This window comes from Pseudomonas fluorescens (genome assembly GCF_001708445.1).
In the GTDB taxonomy this organism is placed as follows: Bacteria; Pseudomonadota; Gammaproteobacteria; order Pseudomonadales; family Pseudomonadaceae; genus Aquipseudomonas; species Aquipseudomonas gorinensis.
On the sequence record NZ_CP015637.1, the window covers coordinates 483,005 to 501,959 of the forward strand.

13 protein-coding genes and 1 pseudogene are annotated in these 18,955 nt (G+C 61.4%); 6 read left to right on the top strand and 8 right to left on the bottom strand.

What is annotated here, in order from left to right:
• Positions 1 to 23: 23 nt before the first annotated feature.
• From A7317_RS02105 to A7317_RS31420, 3 genes and pseudogenes are all read right to left on the bottom strand, one after another.
• Complete coding sequence (locus tag A7317_RS02105) at positions 24 to 1,766, bottom strand: potassium/proton antiporter (protein WP_024073011.1); 1,743 nt, start codon at positions 1,764 to 1,766, stop codon at positions 24 to 26.
• Positions 1,767 to 1,998: 232 nt separating this feature from the next.
• Entirely contained in the window at positions 1,999 to 2,871 is an 873-nt protein-coding gene (locus A7317_RS31415; RefSeq protein ID WP_404940606.1) for a methyl-accepting chemotaxis protein, read from the bottom strand.
• Positions 2,854 to 3,846, bottom strand: a pseudogene (locus A7317_RS31420) (MCP four helix bundle domain-containing protein); the annotation flags it as partial. The pseudogene A7317_RS31420 and the gene A7317_RS31415, both read right to left, overlap by 18 nt.
• Before the next feature lie 55 nt (positions 3,847 to 3,901).
• Here A7317_RS31420 and A7317_RS02115 point away from each other — a divergent pair.
• On the top strand, positions 3,902 to 4,132 hold the full coding sequence (locus tag A7317_RS02115; RefSeq protein ID WP_024073014.1) for a hypothetical protein: 231 nt from the start codon (positions 3,902 to 3,904) through the stop codon (positions 4,130 to 4,132).
• Complete coding sequence (locus A7317_RS02120) at positions 4,129 to 4,422, top strand: cell division protein ZapA (protein WP_024073015.1); 294 nt, start codon at positions 4,129 to 4,131, stop codon at positions 4,420 to 4,422. The genes A7317_RS02115 and A7317_RS02120 overlap by 4 nt, the downstream gene beginning before the upstream one ends.
• 123 nt (positions 4,423 to 4,545) lie before the next feature.
• Here A7317_RS02120 and A7317_RS02125 read toward each other — a convergent pair whose 3' ends face one another.
• The 3 genes from A7317_RS02125 to putA all read right to left on the bottom strand — a co-directional run bounded on the left by A7317_RS02125 (position 4,546) and on the right by putA (position 11,094).
• Positions 4,546 to 4,977, bottom strand: coding sequence for a hypothetical protein (locus A7317_RS02125; RefSeq protein ID WP_069075114.1), 432 nt, complete (start codon positions 4,975 to 4,977; stop codon positions 4,546 to 4,548).
• Between the two features lie 131 nt (positions 4,978 to 5,108).
• Complete coding sequence (locus A7317_RS02130; RefSeq protein ID WP_069075115.1) at positions 5,109 to 6,911, bottom strand: acyl-CoA dehydrogenase; 1,803 nt, start codon at positions 6,909 to 6,911, stop codon at positions 5,109 to 5,111.
• A gap of 229 nt (positions 6,912 to 7,140) precedes the next feature.
• Positions 7,141 to 11,094: a trifunctional transcriptional regulator/proline dehydrogenase/L-glutamate gamma-semialdehyde dehydrogenase gene (gene putA / locus A7317_RS02135; protein WP_069075116.1), complete on the bottom strand. Its 3,954-nt coding sequence runs from the start codon at positions 11,092 to 11,094 to the stop codon at positions 7,141 to 7,143.
• Between the two features lie 461 nt (positions 11,095 to 11,555).
• Here putA and putP point away from each other — a divergent pair, with 461 nt between their 5' ends.
• From putP to A7317_RS02150, 3 genes are all read left to right on the top strand, one after another.
• Positions 11,556 to 13,040 carry a sodium/proline symporter PutP gene (gene putP / locus A7317_RS02140; protein WP_024073019.1) on the top strand — a complete coding sequence of 495 codons (1,485 nt, stop codon included), beginning with the start codon at positions 11,556 to 11,558 and terminating at the stop codon, positions 13,038 to 13,040.
• 202 nt (positions 13,041 to 13,242) lie between these two features.
• On the top strand, positions 13,243 to 15,075 hold the full coding sequence (locus A7317_RS02145; protein WP_024073020.1) for a type VI secretion system tip protein VgrG: 1,833 nt from the start codon (positions 13,243 to 13,245) through the stop codon (positions 15,073 to 15,075).
• Positions 15,030 to 15,785 (top strand): DUF4123 domain-containing protein, encoded by a 756-nt coding sequence (locus tag A7317_RS02150; protein ID WP_069075117.1) that lies wholly within the window; start codon positions 15,030 to 15,032, stop codon positions 15,783 to 15,785. Before A7317_RS02145 ends, A7317_RS02150 begins: the two co-directional genes overlap by 46 nt.
• Here the strand turns inward: A7317_RS02150 and A7317_RS02155 are convergent.
• On the bottom strand, positions 15,771 to 17,048 hold the full coding sequence (locus tag A7317_RS02155; RefSeq protein ID WP_069075118.1) for an O-acetylhomoserine aminocarboxypropyltransferase/cysteine synthase family protein: 1,278 nt from the start codon (positions 17,046 to 17,048) through the stop codon (positions 15,771 to 15,773). The two genes, A7317_RS02150 and A7317_RS02155, sit on opposite strands and share 15 nt — an antisense overlap.
• 230 nt (positions 17,049 to 17,278) lie before the next feature.
• Here A7317_RS02155 and A7317_RS02160 point away from each other — a divergent pair, with 230 nt between their 5' ends.
• The gene (locus tag A7317_RS02160; protein WP_069075119.1) at positions 17,279 to 18,115 is read left to right on the top strand and encodes a 23S rRNA (adenine(2030)-N(6))-methyltransferase RlmJ; all 837 of its coding nucleotides are present in this window, start codon (positions 17,279 to 17,281) and stop codon (positions 18,113 to 18,115) included.
• 128 nt (positions 18,116 to 18,243) lie between these two features.
• On the opposite strand, the gene msrA is transcribed toward A7317_RS02160, so the two are convergent.
• On the bottom strand, positions 18,244 to 18,891 hold the full coding sequence (gene msrA, locus A7317_RS02165) for a peptide-methionine (S)-S-oxide reductase MsrA (RefSeq protein ID WP_024073024.1): 648 nt from the start codon (positions 18,889 to 18,891) through the stop codon (positions 18,244 to 18,246).
• Between the last annotated feature and the right edge of the window lie 64 nt (positions 18,892 to 18,955).

The window sequence follows — 18,955 nt, forward strand, 5'->3', positions numbered from 1 at the left end:
CAGGGGCGTTGTCGCCCCGCAGTTTAGAGGAAGAGTCCGGGGCCCGGGCGACTTCCTTCGGGGAATCTGACGCCGACTTTGCCAATCTTGTTCCCGTCCATGACCGCGACGGTCCAGATGGTGTTGTTCCACTCCACCTGGTCGCCGACCACGGGCGCACCGCCGACTTTCTGGGTGATGAAGCGGCTCAGTGGCATGTCCGGGTCGATACCTTCCAGCTTGAGGCCGTACAGGGCGGAAACCGCGCCCAGCTGGGCGTCGCCCTCGAGGACGAAGTCGCCGAAAAAGCGCAGATCCAAGCCGCGTTGCGGCGCCTGGCTGAACAGTTTGCCCAGGGCCGGCAGGTTGTGTTCGTGGCCGATCACGCAGAGCAGATCGCCGACTTCCAACACCGTACTACCCGACGGGTGGAGCAGTTGCTGGCCACGGAACAGCGCGGCGATCCGTGTGCCTTCGGGCATTTTCAGTTCGCGCAGGGCGGCGCCAATGCACCATTTCTCTGCGCCGAGGCGGTAGACGAACAGCTCCCACTCGCTGGTGACGTGGACTTCCAGGGCCGCCCGGGAAATCGGTGCGGGCTCCGGCGGTACGGTCACTTTCAGCAGCTTGGCCACCCACGGCAGGCTGGTGCCCTGTACCAGCAGCGAGACCAGCACGATAAAGAACGCCAGGTTGAAGTACAGCTGCGCATGGGGCAGGCCGGCCATCAGCGGGAACACCGCCAGGATGATCGGCACCGCGCCGCGCAGACCGACCCAGGCGATAAAGGCTTTTTCGCGGCCGTGGAACGCCTTGAACGGCAGCAGGCCGACCATCACCGACAATGGCCGCGCAAACAGGATCATCCACAGTGCCAGGCCCAGGGCCGGCAGGGCGATGGGCAGCAGGTCATGGGGCGTGACCAGCAACCCCAGCACCAGGAACATGCCGATCTGGGCCAGCCAGGCCATGCCGTCGAGCATATGCAAAATGCCATGGCGGCTGCGCACCGGGCGGTTGCCGATCACCAGGCCGCACAGGTACACCGCGAGGAAGCCGCTGCCGTGCAGGGCGTTGGTCAGGGCGAATACCACCAGGCCGCCGGCGATCACCAGGATCGGATAGAGGCCGGTGGCCAGGTTGATGCGGTTGACCATTTGCAGCATCAGCCAGCCGCCGCCGAGGCCGATGAGGCCGCCGATGCCGAATTCGCGGATCAGGTGGGTCAGCAGGCTCCAGTGCAGGCCGGTCTGGCCGCTGGCAAGCATGTCGATCAGGGTGACGGTGAGGAACACTGCCATCGGGTCGTTGCTGCCGGATTCGATTTCCAGGCTGGCGGTGACCCGTTCGTTGAGGCCCTTGCCGCCGAGCAGCGAGAACACCGCGGCGGCGTCGGTGGAGCCGACGATGGCGCCGATCAGCAGGCCCTGGATGATATTGAGGTTGAACAGCCAGGCGGCGGCCATGCCGGTGAGGCCGGTGGTAATCAACACCCCCACCGTGGCCAGCGATAGCGCCGGCCAGAGTGCCACGCGAAAACTCGCCACCCGCGTGCGCAAGCCGCCGTCGAGCAGGATCACGGCCAACGCGAGGTTGCCCACCAGGTAGGCGGTCGGGTAGTTATCGAAGATGATACCGCCGCCGTCGACGCCGGCGACCATGCCCACGGCCAGGATGATCACCAGGATCGGGATACCCAGGCGGGACGACAGGGAACTCACCAGAATGCTTGCACCCACCAGCAACGCGCCGATCAAGAACAGGCTGTTGATGGTCGTCGCATTCAAAGGCAGTACTCCATGAGCATATAAGACGGGCGCAAACTGACCATGCAGTCTACGTGCCAGCGATTCTAACCTGTTGAATTGCCGCGCTGTCAAAAAGCTTTTTCTGATTCATATAGATCCAAATGTGGGAGGGGGCTTGCCCCCGATTACGCTGTATCAGAATCAGATGTGCTGATTGACACACTGCTATCGGGGGCAAGCCCCTCCCACCTTCTTGACCCAGTTGTATCAGTTAGAGGCGGAAGCGCCCGACCATCCCGTTCAAATCCACCGCCAGGCGCGACAGCTCACCGCTCGCCGCACTGGTCTGGCTGGCGCCGGTTGCCGATTGCACCGACAAGTCGCGGATATTCACCAGGTTGCGGTCCACTTCCCGCGCCACCTGGGCCTGTTCTTCCGCCGCGCTGGCGATGACCAGGTTGCGCTCGTTGATCTCGATGATCGCCGTGTTGATGGTGTCCAACGACATACCTGCGCCTTTGGCGATGTTCAGCGTCGATTCCGCGCGCTCGGTGCTGTTACGCATCGAGTCCACGGCGTGCTCGGTGCCGGCCTGGATGCTGCCGATCATGCGCTCGATTTCGCTGGTGGATTGTTGGGTGCGATGGGCCAGGGCCCGCACTTCATCGGCCACCACGGCAAAACCGCGGCCGGCTTCGCCCGCGCGCGCCGCTTCAATCGCTGCGTTCAGGGCCAGCAGGTTGGTCTGGTCGGCCAGGCCGCGAATCACGTCGAGTACCTTGCCGATATCACGGGACTCATTGGCCAGCTCGCCAATCAGCGTGGCAGTGGCTTGCACGTCGCCACTCATGCGCTCGATGGCGCTGACGGTTTCCTGTACCAGGTCGCGGCCGTCACCGGCAGAGGTGGTGGCGTTGCGCGAGGCCTCGGAGGTGCTCACCGCATTGCGTGCGACTTCCTCGACGGCGCTGGTCATCTCGTTGACGGCGGTGGCGGCTTGTTCGATTTCGTTGTTTTGCTGGGTCAGGCCGCGAGCGCTTTCATCCGTGACCGCGTTCAGTTCTTCCGCGGCGGAAGCCAACTGGGTGGCCGAGCCGGCGATGCGTTGCAAGGTGTCGCGCAGTTTGTCCTGCATCTTCGTCATCGCCGCCAGCAGGCGACCGGCCTCGTCGTTGCCGTCGACCTTGATCGGCCGTGTGAGGTTGCCTTCGGCGATCTCTTCCGCGGCATCCAGGGCCTGGGAAATCGGCACGGTGATGCTGCGGGTCAACAGCCAGGCGAACAACAACGTCAGCGCGGTGGCGATCACCAGCAGGCCCACCACCAGGTCAAAGGCCAGGTTGTACTGGTCTTCGGCTTGTTGGTTGGTGGCCAGGGCCATCTTGTTATTAATCTCCAGCAGGCGCGTGAGTACCGCGTTGACCTGCTCGGAGTTGCTCAGCAATTCGGTGTTGAGCAGGCTGCGCAATTCCTCCATCTGGTTGGCGCGCGACAAGCTCTTCATGCGCTCTTCGATCTGATGGTATTGGCTGAGCAAGCGTACGTACTCGTCGTAGGTCGAGCGTTCCTCGCTGCTGTCGATCAGTTTTTCGTAGACACCCTGTGCTGTGCGAATCTGCTGGTTGCGCAGGTCAAAGGCTTCCAGGGTCTTTTGCTGCACATCCGGTTCGCGGTTGGTCAGCAAGCGGTATGACAGCACCCGCAGGCGCAGGGTCAGTTGGGTGAATTCATCAAGGGCGCGAATGCTCGGCACGCTGGACAGGGTGATGTCTTCCGCGGCGCCACGGATCTTGCTCATCTGGTTCAGGGCGAATACACCGAGAAACAACATAAGTGCACCAATCAACGCGAAGCCTAGGAAGGCGCGCGGCGCGATATTCATATTACGAAGAGACATGCTGGAGTCCTGGGGGAGGAGCGCGATCCATGCGGCCATGAGACGGGGTGTGCATCGCGTATCGGCCGTACGACTAAAGTCTAAAGGGGCGTGCGCTTTTGTCGCATCTGACGAGGGGTTGCACCGATTCCGGAACCAGATGGGGTAAATGCAGTCACTAAGGCTCGAAAGTGCGGCCCGGCCCTTAACTATCGGGCTGCGCGCCGGGGATAACCCTGGCATCCGAGGTGAATTTTCTTTATCGTCACCGCCCTTTTAAAAAGCCAGAGAAATCAAAATGTTAGAAGCATCCCTCAGCCAACTGGAACAACTGGTCAGCGACCTGGTACAGCAGAATCAAGACCTGCTGGGCAGCAACGAGGCCCTCAAGGCCGAACTGGCCCGCGCCAAGGATGAGAACGACAGCCTGCAACTGAACCTGATGGAGCAGGAAGAAAAGCACGGTGCCACCGCCGCGCGCATTCAAGCACTGGTTGAACGCGTGAGCGCAGGGCCTGTCAGCGCATGAACCAAGGGATAAAGGTCGTTTCGATTCTCGGAGAGGATTACTCGATCAAGGCACCGGCCGGGGAAGATCAAACCCTGATGCACGCCGTGACGATGCTCAAGGCCTCCCTGGCCACCACCAAGAAAAAGTACCCGACCCTCATCGGTGACAAATTACTGGTGCTGGCCGCGCTGAACCTGTGCGCCGAGCAGATCGAAATGCAGCAGCGTCACCAGCAGGAACTCGACCGTTACCAAGAGCAAGTCAGCGCCACGGTCGAGGTGATTTCGAAGGCGATCGGGCAGCCTTGATACTGCCGTTGAACCGATGGCTGCATGCCAGGCGGTATCTAACCGCAAACTCGGCGATACGCTCCCATCTACCGGGAGCGTATGCCTGCTGAACATGGGCGCGTCGCTTTTGAATGTTCAGCCTTAACCCAGGTAATAGCCGATCGTCAGTCGGCCCCCTGACATAGGGCGATAGTATTTTCGAAGTACCGACGCTGTTTGGTTTGATCTGTCGGTCAAGCGATCGCCAATGGTGATGGAGAACACGTATTCGGGGTTGTGTTCCGTCCCTGGTACTTCCGGGAACGCGCGATCATTTTTAACAGTAAAGACCACTTCGACTTTGCGCGCCGAGGCGGGCTCTGTTGTCGCTTTTTCTGAAAATACGGCTTCGACGGTGTAGCGGTTTTTCTCCTCGCCCACGTCAGGCAGCAGCTTGTATGTTTTCTCGGTGCAAACGTAGGTCTTGTCTACGATCCACTCCTCACCGATTCTGATCAAAACATCTTCCGGCGCATCACCGACATAGCTGGATGTGCCGATGTTTTCTTGTTGAAGCATGATTTTCGTTTTCATTGATGTTGATCCTATGCGTAGTCGCGCTGCAGAAAAAACTGCACTTATCCCGAATACGGCAAGACAACGTTCAGGGCATACGATTCTATCTGCCTCTCGTGTGATCAACACCTGTCAACCTTGACAGGTGCTTAGTACCATTTGTCCTGCATGTTCAGGCAGGTGTCATCCCTGTCCTCCAGCAGGCGCAATTCGTGATGACAACCCGGCACCTCCCACGTCAGGAAATACCGCGCAGCCTGGAGCTTGCCTTTATAGAAGTCGACATCCGCTGCATTGCCCTTGGCCAACCCTTCCTCGGCGCGAATCGCCTGTTCCAGCCAGCGCCAACCGATCACCGTGTGCCCGAATACCTTCAGGTACAGCGCCGAGTTCGCCAGGCTGCTGTTGACCTTGCCTTGGGCGAGATCGGTCAGCAGGCCAATCGTGACGCTTTGCAGGCGGGCCACCAGGTGTTCCAGCGGTTCCCTCAGGGCGGTCAGCGAAGGGTATTTCTGCGCGCGTGCGCCGGTCTCGGCGATCAACCGAATCAACTGTTTTAGACCAGCGCCGCCGTTCTGTGCGAGCTTGCGCCCGAGCAAATCCAGGGACTGGATGCCGTGGGTGCCTTCGTGGATCGGGTTCAGGCGGTTGTCGCGGTAGTACTGTTCCACCGGGTATTCACGGGTGTAACCGTGGCCGCCGAGGATCTGGATCGCCAGCTCGTTGGCCTTCAGGCAGAACTCCGAAGGCCAGGATTTGACGATGGGGGTGAGCAGGTCCAGCAGTTCGTGGGCTTGCCGGCGTTCGATGTCGGTGGCCAGGGTGGTGGTGTCATCGAACAGCCGCGCGGCATATAGGCCCAGGTCGAAGGCGCCTTCGACGTAGGCTTTCTGGGTCAGCAACATGCGCTTGATATCGGCGTGCTGGATGATGGACACCGGTGCAGTGGTCGGGTCCTTGCTGTCCGGCAGGCGGCCTTGGGGGCGTTCGCGGGCGTACTCCAACGAGTAGAGGTAACCGGCGTAGCCGAGCATCACCGCGCCCATGCCCACGCCGATACGTGCTTCGTTCATCATCTGGAACATGCAGCTCAGGCCCTGGTGGGGTTTGCCCACCAGGTAGCCGACGCAGTGGCCGTTATCGCCGAAATTCAGCGCTGTGGACGTGGTGCCGCGCCAACCCATCTTGTGGAACAGCCCGGCCAGCAACACATCGTTGCGCGCCCCCAGGCTGCCGTCGTCGTTGACGAGGAATTTGGGCACGATAAACAGCGAAATGCCCTTCACCCCGGCTGGTGCGTCCGGCAACTTGGCCAACACCATGTGCACAATGTTTTCCGACAGCGGATGGTCGCCGCCGGAGATGAAGATCTTGTTGCCCTTGAGGCGATAGCTGCCGTCGGCCGCAGGCTCCGCGCGGGTTCGGATATCTGATAGGGAGGAGCCGGCATGGGGTTCGGTCAGCGCCATGGTGCCGAAGAAGCGGCCCTCGATCATCGGCTGCAGGAAGCGTTGTTTCTGCTCCTCGGTGCCGAAGCTTTCGATCAGGTTGGCTGCGCCCATGGTCAGGAACGGGTAGGAAGTAGAGGCGGCGTTGGCGGCTTGGAAGTGGGCGAAACAGGCCTGGGACAGCAGGGTGGGTAGCTGCATGCCACCGGCTTCGAAACTGCGCGCAGCATTGAGGAAACCGGCTTCCAGAAAGGCATCCACGGCGGGTTTCACTTCTGGAATCAGAATTGCCTTGCCGTCTTCGTAGCGCGGTTCGTTTTCGTCGTTTTTGCGGTTATGCGGCGCGAAGTACTTTTCCGCGATGCTGCGCGCGGTGCTGATCGCGGCGTCGAAGGTTTCGCGGTTGTGTTCGGCAAACCGCTCGCGCTGGGTCAGGCCCTCGGCGTCGAGGACTTCGTACAGCTCGAAAGCCAGATTGCGGGAACTGAGGAGCGTCTCGGACATGGCGGCTTACCTATATGGAGTAGGCCGGAGTCTAAGTGCGCGAATAGAGGCTGGATAGCAAGATTGATTTGGGTGATGAAGAGGCAGAACGCGGGGAGGGGAATTGAAAGGCGATCAAATGTGGGAGGGGGCTTGCCCCGATAGCAGTGTGTCAGTATCCGATGGACTGACTGATACTCCGCTATCGGGGGCAAGCCCCCTCTCACATGTTGACCGTGTTTCGTCAGGGTTAGCCGATGGTCATCAGGCTGGCGTTGCCGCCCGCCGCAGCGGTGTTGACGCTCAACGCTCGCTCGATCACCAGGCGCTCCAGGGCAATCGCCGTTTCCCCTTGGGACAGACCATGCACGCCGACAATCGCCCCGCCACGCTGGGCCACTTGCTGGCACACCGCACGCAGTTGGTCGGAATCGCCGTGGTGCAGGACCGCGTCGAACACCACTTCGTCTTTGGTCCAGTCCGCCACGCGTTTGATCTTCGCCTGAATCTCCTTCGGCAGGCGTGTGAACACGGCTTTGGTCAGGTCAGTTTCCGGCCATACCGCTGAACCGCCAACGGCCAAGACCGCCGCGAGCTGGGTCAGCAGGTCGCCTTCGACTTCCGCCAGGCACAACACGTGCTCGCGAGGCAGGATGGCGTAGCTGTTGCGCTCGCCGGTCGGGCCGGCCAGTTGGCGAGTGATACCGCTTTGCGATTGCGCGGCGAACTGCGTGCACAGGGCGCTCAGTTCGCTGAACTTATTGCTGTCGGCCCAGGTTTTCAGGGCGTTCAGCGGTTGGCTCATGGCGTCGCGCAGGCGCACATCGGGTGCAGTCAGCTTGTCGCCGCGTACGAAGGATTGCTCGATGGCATCCGTAGGACGGGTCGACAGCAGGCGATACAGGTACAACGGGCCACCGGCTTTCGGGCCGGTCCCCGACAGGCCTTCGCCGCCGAATGGCTGTACGCCGACCACGGCCCCGACGATGTTGCGGTTCACATAGACGTTACCGGCATTGACGTTGTCGATCACCTTGGCGATGGTCTCGTCGATGCGGGTATGCACACCCAGGGTCAGACCGTAGCCGGAGGCGTTGATCTGGCCGATGAGCTGGTCGATTTCTTTGCGCTTGTAGCGCACCACGTGCAGTACCGGGCCGAAGATTTCCCGTTGCAGCTCGTCGAAGCTTTCCAGCTCGATCAGGGTCGGCATCACGAAGGTGCCGCGCTTGATCTCTTCGCCATCGGCAATCGCCACTTGGTACACATTGCGGCCTTTGTCACGCATGGCCTGGATATGTTTCTCGATGCCGGCCTTGGCTTCGGCGTCGATCACCGGGCCGATATCCACCGACAGGCGCTCCGGGTTGCCCAGGCGGCATTCCGCCATGGCGCCCTTGAGCATTTCGATCACGCGGTCTGCCGAATCTTCCTGCAGGCACAGGACGCGCAGGGCCGAGCAACGCTGGCCGGCGCTATCAAACGCGGACGACACCACATCGATGACCACTTGTTCGGTCAGCGCCGAGGAGTCGACGATCATTGCGTTCTGGCCGCCGGTTTCGGCGATCAGCGGGATCGGACGACCCTGGGCATCCAGGCGCCCGGCGACGCTGCGTTGCAGCAGGCGCGCGACTTCGGTGGAACCGGTGAACATCACGCCTTTGACGCGATCATCACCGACCAGGCGTGCCCCCACGCTTTCACCCTGGCCTGGCAGCAGTTGCAGCACGCCTTCCGGGATACCGGCTTCGAGCAGGATGCGCACGGCTTGGGCGGCAACCAGTGGGGTCTGTTCGGCAGGCTTGGCCAGCACCGGGTTACCGGCGGCCAGTGCCGCGGCGACTTGGCCGCTGAAGATCGCCAATGGGAAGTTCCATGGGCTGATGCAGACCACCGGGCCCAACGGGCGGTGGGCATCGTTGGTGAAGTCGTTGCGCGCCTGTACCGCGTAGTAGCGCAGGAAGTCCACGGCTTCACGCACTTCGGCGATGGCGTTGGCGAAGGTCTTGCCGGCTTCGCGTGCCAGCAGGCCCATCAGTGGCTGGATCTCGCCTTCCATCAGGTCGGCGGCCCGTTCCAGGATCGCGGCGCGCTCGGCGGGCGGGGTGGCCTGCCAGATCGGGCCGGCGTTGATGGCGCACTGGATCGCGTTATCGACGTCTTCGACGGTGGCTTCCTGTACGTGGCCGACCACATCGCGCAGGTCGGACGGGTTCAATACCGCTGCCGCTGCTTGATTGCTGGCGGCGCATCCGAGCATCGGCGCGGCTTTCCAGTCGTTGTGCGCAGTGGCCAGCAGGGCGCAGGAGAGCGACGCCAAGCGGTGTTCGTTGGCCAGGTCGATACCGGCCGAGTTGGCGCGGTCGCTGCCGTACAGGTCACGCGGCAGCGGGATGCGCGGGTGCGGCAGGCCGAAGCCGCCTTCCAGCGTCGCCATCTGCTCGATGCTGGCCACTGGATCGGCCACCAGCTCCTGAATCGAGATCGATTGGTCGGCGATACGGTTGACGAACGAGGTGTTGGCGCCGTTTTCCAGCAGGCGGCGTACCAGGTAGGCCAGCAGTGTTTCGTGGGTGCCGACCGGTGCATAGACGCGGCACGGACGGTTCAGCTTGCCTTCCGACACCTTGCCCACGACCTGTTCGTACAGGGGTTCACCCATGCCATGCAGGCATTGGAACTCGTACTGGCCGGGGTAATAGTTCTGACCGGCGATATGGTAGATGGCCGACAGCGTATGGGCGTTGTGCGTGGCGAACTGAGGGTAGATGGCTTCCGGCACCGACAGCAGTTTGCGTGCGCAGGCAATGTAGGAAACGTCGGTGTACACCTTGCGTGTGTATACCGGGTAGCCTTCCAGGCCTTCGACCTGGGCGCGCTTGATTTCGCTGTCCCAGTAAGCGCCTTTCACCAGGCGGATCATCAGGCGATGGCGGCTGCGGCGCGCCAGGTCGATGACGTAGTCGATCACATACGGGCAGCGCTTCTGGTACGCCTGGATCACGAAACCGATGCCGTTCCAGCCGGTCAGTTGCGGCTCGAAGCACAGGCGTTCGAGCAGGTCCAGGGACAGCTCCAGGCGGTCGGCTTCCTCGGCGTCGATGTTCAGGCCGATATCGTATTGCTTGGCCAGCAGGGTCAGGGACAGCAGGCGCGGGTACAGCTCGTCCATCACGCGTTCGTACTGCGCGCGGCTGTAGCGCGGGTGCAGTGCCGACAACTTGATGGAGATGCCCGGGCCTTCATAAATCCCGCGACCATGGGACGCTTTGCCGATGGAATGAATGGCTTGTTCGTACGACGCGAGGTATTTCTGCGCATCGTGTTCGGTCAGTGCGGCTTCACCGAGCATGTCATAGGAATAGCGGAAACCCTTGGCTTCGAACTTGCTCGCATTGGCCAGGGCTTCGGCGATGGTTTCGCCGGTGACAAATTGTTCGCCCATCAGGCGCATGGCCATGTCGACGCCCTTGCGGATCATCGGCTCGCCGCTCTTGCCGATGATGCGGCTCAGGGACGAGGTGAGGCCGGCTTCGTTGTGGGTGGCGACCAGTTTCCCGGTCAGCAGCAAGCCCCAGGTGGCGGCATTGACGAACAGCGACGGGCTGTTGCCCAGGTGCGGCTGCCAGTTGCCGGTGCTGATCTTGTCGCGGATCAGCGCGTCACGCGTGCCTTTGTCCGGGATGCGCAGCAGCGCTTCGGCCAGGCACATCAGTGCCACGCCTTCCTGGGATGACAGGGAAAACTCCTGCAACAGGCCCTGGACAATACCGGCACGGCCGCCGGCGCTCTTCTGGTTGCGCAGTTTTTCGGCAATCGAAGCGGCCAGCTTGTTGGTGGCTTCGGCCATCTGCGCTGGCAGGCGAGCCTGCTCGATGAGCATCGGCACCACTTCTGGCTCGGGGCGACGGTAAGCGGCGGTGATCGAGGCGCGCAGTACCGATTGCGGCAGGATGCTCTCGGCGAACTCCAGGAAGCATTGGTGGGCGTGGTCGGCCTGAACCTCACCGGCATCATCGGCATCCTTGCTGCTCAAGCCATTGAGCTCGGTCAGGGTTGCACCACCCTCGAGTTTCTCCAGGTAATTGAAAATCGCCTGCTTGATCAGCCAGTGCGGCGTGCGATCAATGGAGGTCGCGGCGGCCTTCAGGCGCTCGCGGGTCGGGTCGTCGAGTTTGACCCCAAGGGTGGTCGTAGCCATTTTCTTATCCTCATGGGTGCCACTACCGAGTGGCATCAGCTGGCGGCAAGATTAGCTTTGCGCATGAAGAGGTGCAACCGGGTGCAACCCTTTTTGTTCAGGAAATTTTCGATGCTTCATCGGAAAAAAACCGGCCTTCGACGGAATCGGCTTGGTATTGGTGCATTTTCTTCTGAGATCGGCTGTTCTTGCTCCGAAAAGGAGCAAAAACACGCTGTTTTCTCGAATTTACACCTGGGTGCAACTTATTCCCCAGAAACTGGTTGCACCTTATTTGCTTTGTTGAATAGCATTCGCGCCCAAGGTGCAACCGCCTTCAGGGTTCGGTTCATCGGCTGGCGGCTTTCCTGGGGAAACGCCAGTCATAAATGCACGGCACGCCGGTTCGTCTACCCCACTATCCACGGGTGGCCGTCCGACAGACCGTCGCTACATAAAAACAAAGCCAGGGCGTCACTCTAATGAGCGTTAGCAATCCCACCCTGATCACGTTTGTGATCTACATCGCAGCAATGGTACTGATCGGCCTCATGGCCTATCGCTCCACCAACAACCTTTCCGATTACATCCTGGGCGGCCGCAGCCTCGGTAGCGTGGTGACGGCCTTGTCGGCCGGAGCTTCCGACATGAGTGGCTGGTTGTTGATGGGCTTGCCGGGCGCAATCTACATGTCCGGCCTGTCGGAAAGCTGGATCGCCATCGGCCTGATCGTCGGTGCCTACCTCAACTGGCTGTTCGTGGCCGGTCGCCTGCGGGTACAGACCGAACATAACGGCGACGCCTTGACCCTGCCGGACTACTTCTCCAGCCGTTTCGAAGACAAGAGTGGCCTGCTGCGGATCATCTCCGCGGTGGTGATCCTGGTGTTCTTCACCATCTATTGCGCCTCCGGCATCGTGGCCGGTGCCCGTCTGTTCGAAAGCACCTTTGGGATGTCCTACGAGACGGCCTTGTGGGCGGGTGCTGCGGCGACGATTGCCTACACCTTCGTCGGTGGTTTCCTGGCGGTGAGCTGGACCGACACCGTACAAGCCACCCTGATGATCTTCGCGCTGATCCTGACGCCGATCATCGTGCTGTTGGCCACCGGTGGCGTCGATACCACCTTCCTGGCGATCGAAGCGAAGAACCCCGACAACTTCAACATGCTGAAAAACACCACCTTCATCGGCGTCATTTCGCTGATGGGCTGGGGCCTGGGTTATTTCGGCCAGCCGCATATCCTCGCGCGTTTCATGGCGGCGGACTCGGTGAAGTCGATCGCCAACGCACGACGCATCTCCATGACCTGGATGATCCTGTGCCTGGGCGGCACCGTCGCCGTAGGCTTCTTCGGTATTGCTTACTTCTCGGCGCACCCGGAAGTGGCCGGCCCGGTCAATGAGAACCACGAGCGTGTGTTCATCGAGCTGGCCAAGCTGCTGTTCAACCCCTGGATCGCGGGTGTGCTGCTGTCAGCCATCCTGGCGGCGGTGATGAGTACCCTGAGCTGCCAGTTGCTGGTGTGCTCCAGCGCCCTGACCGAAGACTTCTACAAGACTTTCCTGCGCAAGAACGCCTCCCAGGTTGAACTGGTGTGGGTCGGTCGCGCCATGGTGCTGCTGGTGGCCTTGATCGCCATCGCCATGGCCGCCAACCCGAACAACCGTGTCCTCGGCCTGGTCAGTTATGCCTGGGCCGGTTTCGGTGCGGCATTCGGCCCTGTGGTGCTGATCTCGGTGATCTGGAAACACATGACCCGTAACGGCGCACTGGCCGGTATCCTGGTCGGCGCGATTACGGTGATCGTGTGGAAGCATTTCGCGTTACTGGGCCTGTACGAAATCATTCCAGGCTTCATCTTTGCCAGCCTGGCGATCTACATCGTCAGCAAGCTGGGCGCACCGACTGCCGGTATGGTCGAGCGTTTTGATGCAGCGGAAAAAGACTACAACCTCAACAAGTAATTCGCCGAGTGCTGAGCACTCGTTGAGTTGAGAAAGGCCCGCCTCCTTCGGATGGCGGGCCTTTTTTTGGCCTGCGATTCGTTCGGCTCTAAGAAAACCCAGACGCTCAGTTGTAGGGATTTACTGATTTGCCTGAAGCATGCCCAGTGGGGTGTGGGGCTGGTGCAAAATCGCTCGCCCACCCTTTGCAGAGAAACACCGGATGTTCGCTCCTGCCAATCAAAGTGCCTTCACCCTGACCCTGGATGGGGTTGCCAGTGATCTCAAGGTCTACAGCTTCAAAGGTCAGGAAACCCTGAGCCAGCCCTATTGCTTTGATCTTGAAGTGGTGGGCGAGCAGCCGGACCTTGACTTGGAAAGCCTGATGCATCGCGAGGCGTTTCTGGGGTTCGCCCCCCAGGGCCACGGTATCCATGGCCTGGTTTATCTCGCCGCCCAAGGCGACGCCGGCCGGCGCCTGACCCGCTATCAGTTGCGCCTGGTGCCGCAGCTGGCTTACCTGCAACACAGCAGTCATCAACGTATTTTCCAGGGTAAGACGGTGCCGCAGATCATTTCGCTGGTGCTGGAAGGGCAGGGGTGCCAGGGCGATACCTTCGAGTTTCGCCTGAGTGGCAAATACCCTGAGCGGGAGTATTGCGTGCAGTTTGATGAGACCGATCTGGCGTTCGTACAGCGCTTGTGCGCCGAGGTGGGTATTCACTATCACTTCCAGCATTCGCCGGACAGGCACTTGCTGGTGTTTGGTGACGACCAGACGGTATTTGCCCAGGCCGAGCAGGCCACGCCCTATCACCCCGGTTCGGGAATGGTGGCGGATACGCCGGCGATCAAGCGCTTTACCGTAAGAGTCCAGGCGCGCACCACGGCGGTCAGCCTGCGCGACTACGACTTTTCCAAGCCGAATGTGACATTGGAAAGTGCGGTGGCCGGGGAGCAGTTCCCACGCCTTGAAGAGCAGCGCTATCCGGGCCGCTTCAGCGACCGTTCCCATGGCAAGTACCTCGCGCAGCGCGCCTTGGAACGTCACCGCTGTGATCATCGCCTGGCTCATGGCAGCAGCGATCAGTCGGCCATGCTCTGTGGCCAGTTTCTACGGCTCGCCGGTCACCCCCGTGAGGAGTGGAATGATTTGTGGCTGGTGACGGCCGTTACCCACGAGGGGTTGCAGCCCCAGGTGCTGGAGGACTCGGTGACGCAAGTGCCGGGCGCTGAGTTTCGCCAGGGCTATCGCAACGACTTTGTCGCCGCCCCCTGGGATGTCACGTTTCGTCCACCTTTGCCGCAGGCTCGTACGTTGGTCGCCGGTTACCAGAATGCCGTGGTGACCGGCCCCGGTGGCAGCGAGGTCCATTGTGACGCCTTGGGGCGGGTCAAGGTGCAAATGGCGTGGGACCGCGCCGGGCAGCACGACGAACACTCCAGTTGCTGGCTGCGGGTGGCCAGTGGTTGGGCCCATCAGCGCTATGGTTCGATGTTGATCCCGCGGGTCGGCATGGAGGTGTTGGTCGGGTTCGTCAATGGTGACGTCGACATGCCGATGGTGATGGGCTGCGTGCCCAATGCGGTGACGCCCGTGCCGCTGACGTTGCCGGCTGACAAGACCCGCAGCATCTTCCGCAGCCAGAGCAGCCCCGGTGGGGGTGGGTACAACGAGCTGTGCATCGAGGACCGCAAAGGTGCCGAGGAAATCTACCTGCGCGCCGAGCGTGACTGGCGCCAGCAGGTGCTGCACGACTTCCGTCTGCAGGCCGGCCAGGACATGGCGTTCAACGCGGGGCAGCGGGTTACGGTGGACGCAGCGGGAAGTATCACGCTGCAGGCGGGAGGGCATTCGATCACGGTATCGGCGGCGGGGATTTTCAGCAGTGCGCCGATTCAACTCAGTGCCGCGCCGGCGAGTGTGCCCGCGGTTCCCCCGGTGTTGCTGGGCATGGCGCAGGTACTCAATTTCAAGCGCAGCGCACCATTTTGCGCGGAATGTGAGCGATGCAAGAATGGCGTCTGCACCACGACCCATGGCGGTGCCCTGTGATTGCCCCCCGCGAATGGCTGAAGCGTGACCCCCTGCAGCCAGGGGAGCAATTGTTTGCCGTGTTGGGCAGCGCCAGCGATTATTGCCCCGTTGCAGCCTGGCGCGAGTCGGGAGAGCAACCCCCCGAGGCGATCTGGGCTGGAACCGAATACGCTCAATGGGAACCGGTGATGCCCCATGCCGCAGTGGTTGCCGTGGACAGCGCATTTCTGGATTGGGCGGCTGAGTGCGAGGGCCGCGATTGGGGCTGGTTGGCGGTGTCCACCTGTCCGTTACCCACCGTCGTGGCGCATTTGCGCAGCCTGACCAAAGTGCTGATGCCGGATGGGCAAGCAGTGTTCTTCCGCTTTTGGGACGGGACTTACCTGCTGCCGATGCTGCAAGCGATGGGTTCGGAGGCGAAGGCGATGTTGCCGGTGTTTCATCGTTGCTGGATCAACGGTGAGCTGCATGCGCTGGCAAGCAGCGGAGCAGGGCCGGCCAAAAGCAGCCCGTGGTGGGCGATGTCGGAGGCAGTACTCCAGGCCCTGGCCGATCACTCCAGCGTCACCCAGGTGGAAAACCTGCTGCAATGGCTGGAGGAGGAGCGGCCCGATTTGCATGGGGCCTTTGCGGCTGCGACCTTGAGGCACAAGGTCGCCTATTTCGTACGTATGCCGCACGCAACCCCGGCGGCACTGGTCGATTACCTGGCCTTAGAGTCGGGCTGACGCCAGCGCCTGTTGCAAATCATCGATCAGGTCTTCGATCGCCTCAATGCCCACTGACAACCGAATCATTTCTGGCTTCACGCCGGCCTTGGCCTGTTCCTGTTCGTTCATCTGTCGATGGGTGGTGGAGGCCGGATGGCAGGCCAGGGACTTGGCATCGCCGATATTGACCAGGCGCTTGAAAATTTGCAGCGCATCGTAGAAGCGCACGCCGGCGTCGTAGCCGCCCTTCAAGCCGAAGGACAGGATCGCCGACGGCTTGCCCTGCATGTATTTCTGCGCCAGCGCGTAGTGCGGGTGGTCCGGCAGGCCGGCATAGCTGACCCATTCGACCTCGACGTGGTGTTGCAGGAACTGTGCGATCTTCAGGGCGTTCTCGGTGTGGCGTTCCATACGCAGGGCGAGGGTCTCCAGGCCTTGCAGCAACAGGAAGGCATTCATGGGGGCGAGCGCCGCGCCGGTATTGCGCAGGGGCACGGTGCGTGCGCGGGCGATAAAGGCGGCAGGGCCGAATTTCTCGGTGTAGACCACACCGTGGTAAGCCGGCTCGGGCTGGTTGAGGCCGGGGAATTTTTCCGGGTATTTCGTCCACGGGAACGTGCCACTGTCGACGATCACGCCGCCGAGGGAATTGCCATGCCCGCCGACATATTTGGTCACCGAGTGCACGACGATATCGGCGCCGAACTGGATCGGCTTGCACAGGATCGGCGTGGCCACGGTGTTGTCCACCATCAGCGGCACGCCGCGGGCGTGGGCGACGTTGGCCAGGGCTTCGAGGTCGATGATATTACCCGCCGGGTTGCCGATGCTTTCGCAGTACACCAGCTTGGTATTGTCATCGATCAGCTCGGCGATGGCTTCGGCAGAGTCGTTGCGTGCGAAGCGCACGTCGACGCCAAAGCTCGGTAGCAGGTGGGCGAACAGGGTGTAGGTGCCGCCATAGAGTTGCGGGGTGGTGACGATATTGTCGCCGGTACGGGTCAGGGTCTGGATCGCATAGTGGATTGCCGCGCTGCCGGCGGAGACCGCCAGGGCGGCGATGCCGCCTTCCAGTGCGGCCATGCGCTGCTCCAGTACATCGTTGGTCGGGTTCATGATCCGCGTGTAGATGTTGCCGGGCACATCCAGGTTGAACAGGTCGGCGCCATGCTGGGCGTTATCGAATTCAAAGGCGACGTTCTGGTAGATCGGTACGGCAACGGCCTTGGTGGTCGGGTCCGATTTGAAACCGTGGTGCAGTGCGAGGGTGGCGTCTTTCATAATTGTTATTGACCTCCTTGGAGAGTGGGCGCTGGCTTGCCGGTGATGGCCCCATCGCGCAGTGCAGGTAATACCGCGCCGCCTACATCGTGGGCAAGCCCGTACACCGTGTAGGGATTAGATTGTTTTCAGCGGTTGTCCTGTATTTGCGGCATAAGCACCGCCTGGCATGCGGCCCTGCACCTTTGCCCCGGTAGAAGGTAAACTTCGCCCCCTGCGCAGGAGCAACCATGAATTATCGTCACGCCTTTCACGCCGGCAACCATGCCGATGTCTTCAAACACCTGACCTTGACCCGCCTCATCGCCCTGATGTCGCGCAAGGAGCAGCCGTTCGCCTATCTCGACACCCATGCCGGCATTGGCCTGTACGACTTGCAGGGCGACCAGGCCAACCGCACGGGTGAGTACCTGGAAGGCATCGCCCGGCTGTGGGGCGAGAGCGACCTGCCGCCGCTGACTGCCGATTACATGCGCGTACTGCAGGAGATGAACCCGGACGGCCAGTTGCGCTACTACCCCGGCTCGCCCGAGCTGGCGCGCCGCCTGACACGGCCCCAGGATCGTGTGCTGCTCAATGAAAAGCACCCGGAAGACGGCGTGTTACTCAAGGACAACATGAAGGGTGATCGTCGGGTCAAGGTGCACTTGGGCGAGGGCTGGCACGTGCCGCGAGCCCTGTTGCCGGTGCCGGAGAAACGCGCGTTGATGCTGATCGACCCGCCGTTCGAACAACTCGATGAGATGCAGCGCTGCGCGGCGTCCCTCAAGGAAGCGGTGGGCCGCATGCGCCAGACGGTCGCGGCGATCTGGTATCCGGTAAAGGACCAGCGCATGTTGCGCCGCTTCTACCAGGACCTGGCCGGCACCGGTGCACCGAAGTTACTGCGTGTGGAGTTGCTCGTGCATCCGCTGGACACCCCCAACACCCTGACCGGCTCGGGCCTGGCGATCGCCAACCCGCCGTGGGGCCTGGAGGAGGAGTTGCGTGAGCTGCTGCCGTGGCTGTCCAAGAAGCTGGGCCAGACCCAGGGTGGGTGGCAGATGGATTGGCTTATTGCCGAGTAACCACGTCTGGCGCTAAACCAATGTGGGAGGGGGCTTGCCCCCGATTGTGGTATGTCAGTTACAGATGTACCGACTGACGCTCCGCTATCGGGGGCAAGCCCCCTCCCACATTTTGATTCATGTTGATCTTAGATCGGGCAGGTCACGCCGGTACCGCCAATCCCGCAGTAGCCCTGCGGGTTCTTCGCCAGATACTGTTGGTGATAGGCCTCGGCGAAGTACACCGTCGGTGCTTCGTCGATTTCCGTGGTGATAGTGCCCAGGCCCGCTTTGGTCAGTTCGGCCTGATAGGCCTCGGCACTGGCCTTCGCTGCCGCCAGCTGTTCAGGCGTAGTGGCATAGATCACCGAGCGGTATTGGCTGCCGATGTCATTGCCCTGGCGCATGCCCTGGGTCGGGTTATGCAGTTCCCAGAACATCTTCAGCAGGTCTTCGTATTTGACCTTGGCCTGGTCGTATACCACCAGCACCACTTCGCTGTGGCCGGTCAGGCCCGAGCAGACTTCTTCGTAGGTCGGGTTCGGTGTGAAGCCGCCGGCGTAGCCGACCACGGTACTGACCACGCCGTCGCGCTGCCAGAACTTGCGTTCCGCGCCCCAGAAACAACCCAGGCCGAAGATTGCGAAACCGACGTCGTCGAGGAATGGGCCCAGCAGTGGGTTGCCGTTGACGAAGTGCGTCTCTGGCAGCGCCATCGGGGTTTCACGGCCAGGCAAAGCTTGTTCTTGAGTAGGAAGCACGTTTTTGTTCACCAGAATTTCCGAGCGCAAGACCATGATCAGTCCTCTCAGTCAGATTGAGTTAGGTAAAAATTCAGACCGCCAGTGTGCCCGAGTGTTA

Bases quoted from the DNA above. Each gene is read 5' to 3' on its own strand.
- A7317_RS31415 (WP_404940606.1), bottom strand. From the start codon at position 2,871: ATGACGAAGATGCAGGACAAACTGCGCGACACCTTGCAACGCATCGCC.
- A7317_RS02115 (WP_024073014.1), top strand. From the start codon at position 3,902: ATGTTAGAAGCATCCCTCAGCCAACTGGAACAACTGGTCAGCGACCTG.
- A7317_RS02120 (WP_024073015.1), top strand. From the start codon at position 4,129: ATGAACCAAGGGATAAAGGTCGTTTCGATTCTCGGAGAGGATTACTCG.
- A7317_RS02125 (WP_069075114.1), bottom strand. From the start codon at position 4,977: ATGAAAACGAAAATCATGCTTCAACAAGAAAACATCGGCACATCCAGC.
- A7317_RS02130 (WP_069075115.1), bottom strand. From the start codon at position 6,911: ATGTCCGAGACGCTCCTCAGTTCCCGCAATCTGGCTTTCGAGCTGTAC.
- putA (WP_069075116.1), bottom strand. From the start codon at position 11,094: ATGGCTACGACCACCCTTGGGGTCAAACTCGACGACCCGACCCGCGAG.
- putP (WP_024073019.1), top strand. From the start codon at position 11,556: ATGAGCGTTAGCAATCCCACCCTGATCACGTTTGTGATCTACATCGCA.
- A7317_RS02145 (WP_024073020.1), top strand. From the start codon at position 13,243: ATGTTCGCTCCTGCCAATCAAAGTGCCTTCACCCTGACCCTGGATGGG.
- A7317_RS02150 (WP_069075117.1), top strand. From the start codon at position 15,030: ATGCAAGAATGGCGTCTGCACCACGACCCATGGCGGTGCCCTGTGATT.
- A7317_RS02155 (WP_069075118.1), bottom strand. From the start codon at position 17,048: ATGAAAGACGCCACCCTCGCACTGCACCACGGTTTCAAATCGGACCCG.
- A7317_RS02160 (WP_069075119.1), top strand. From the start codon at position 17,279: ATGAATTATCGTCACGCCTTTCACGCCGGCAACCATGCCGATGTCTTC.
- msrA (WP_024073024.1), bottom strand. From the start codon at position 18,891: ATGGTCTTGCGCTCGGAAATTCTGGTGAACAAAAACGTGCTTCCTACT.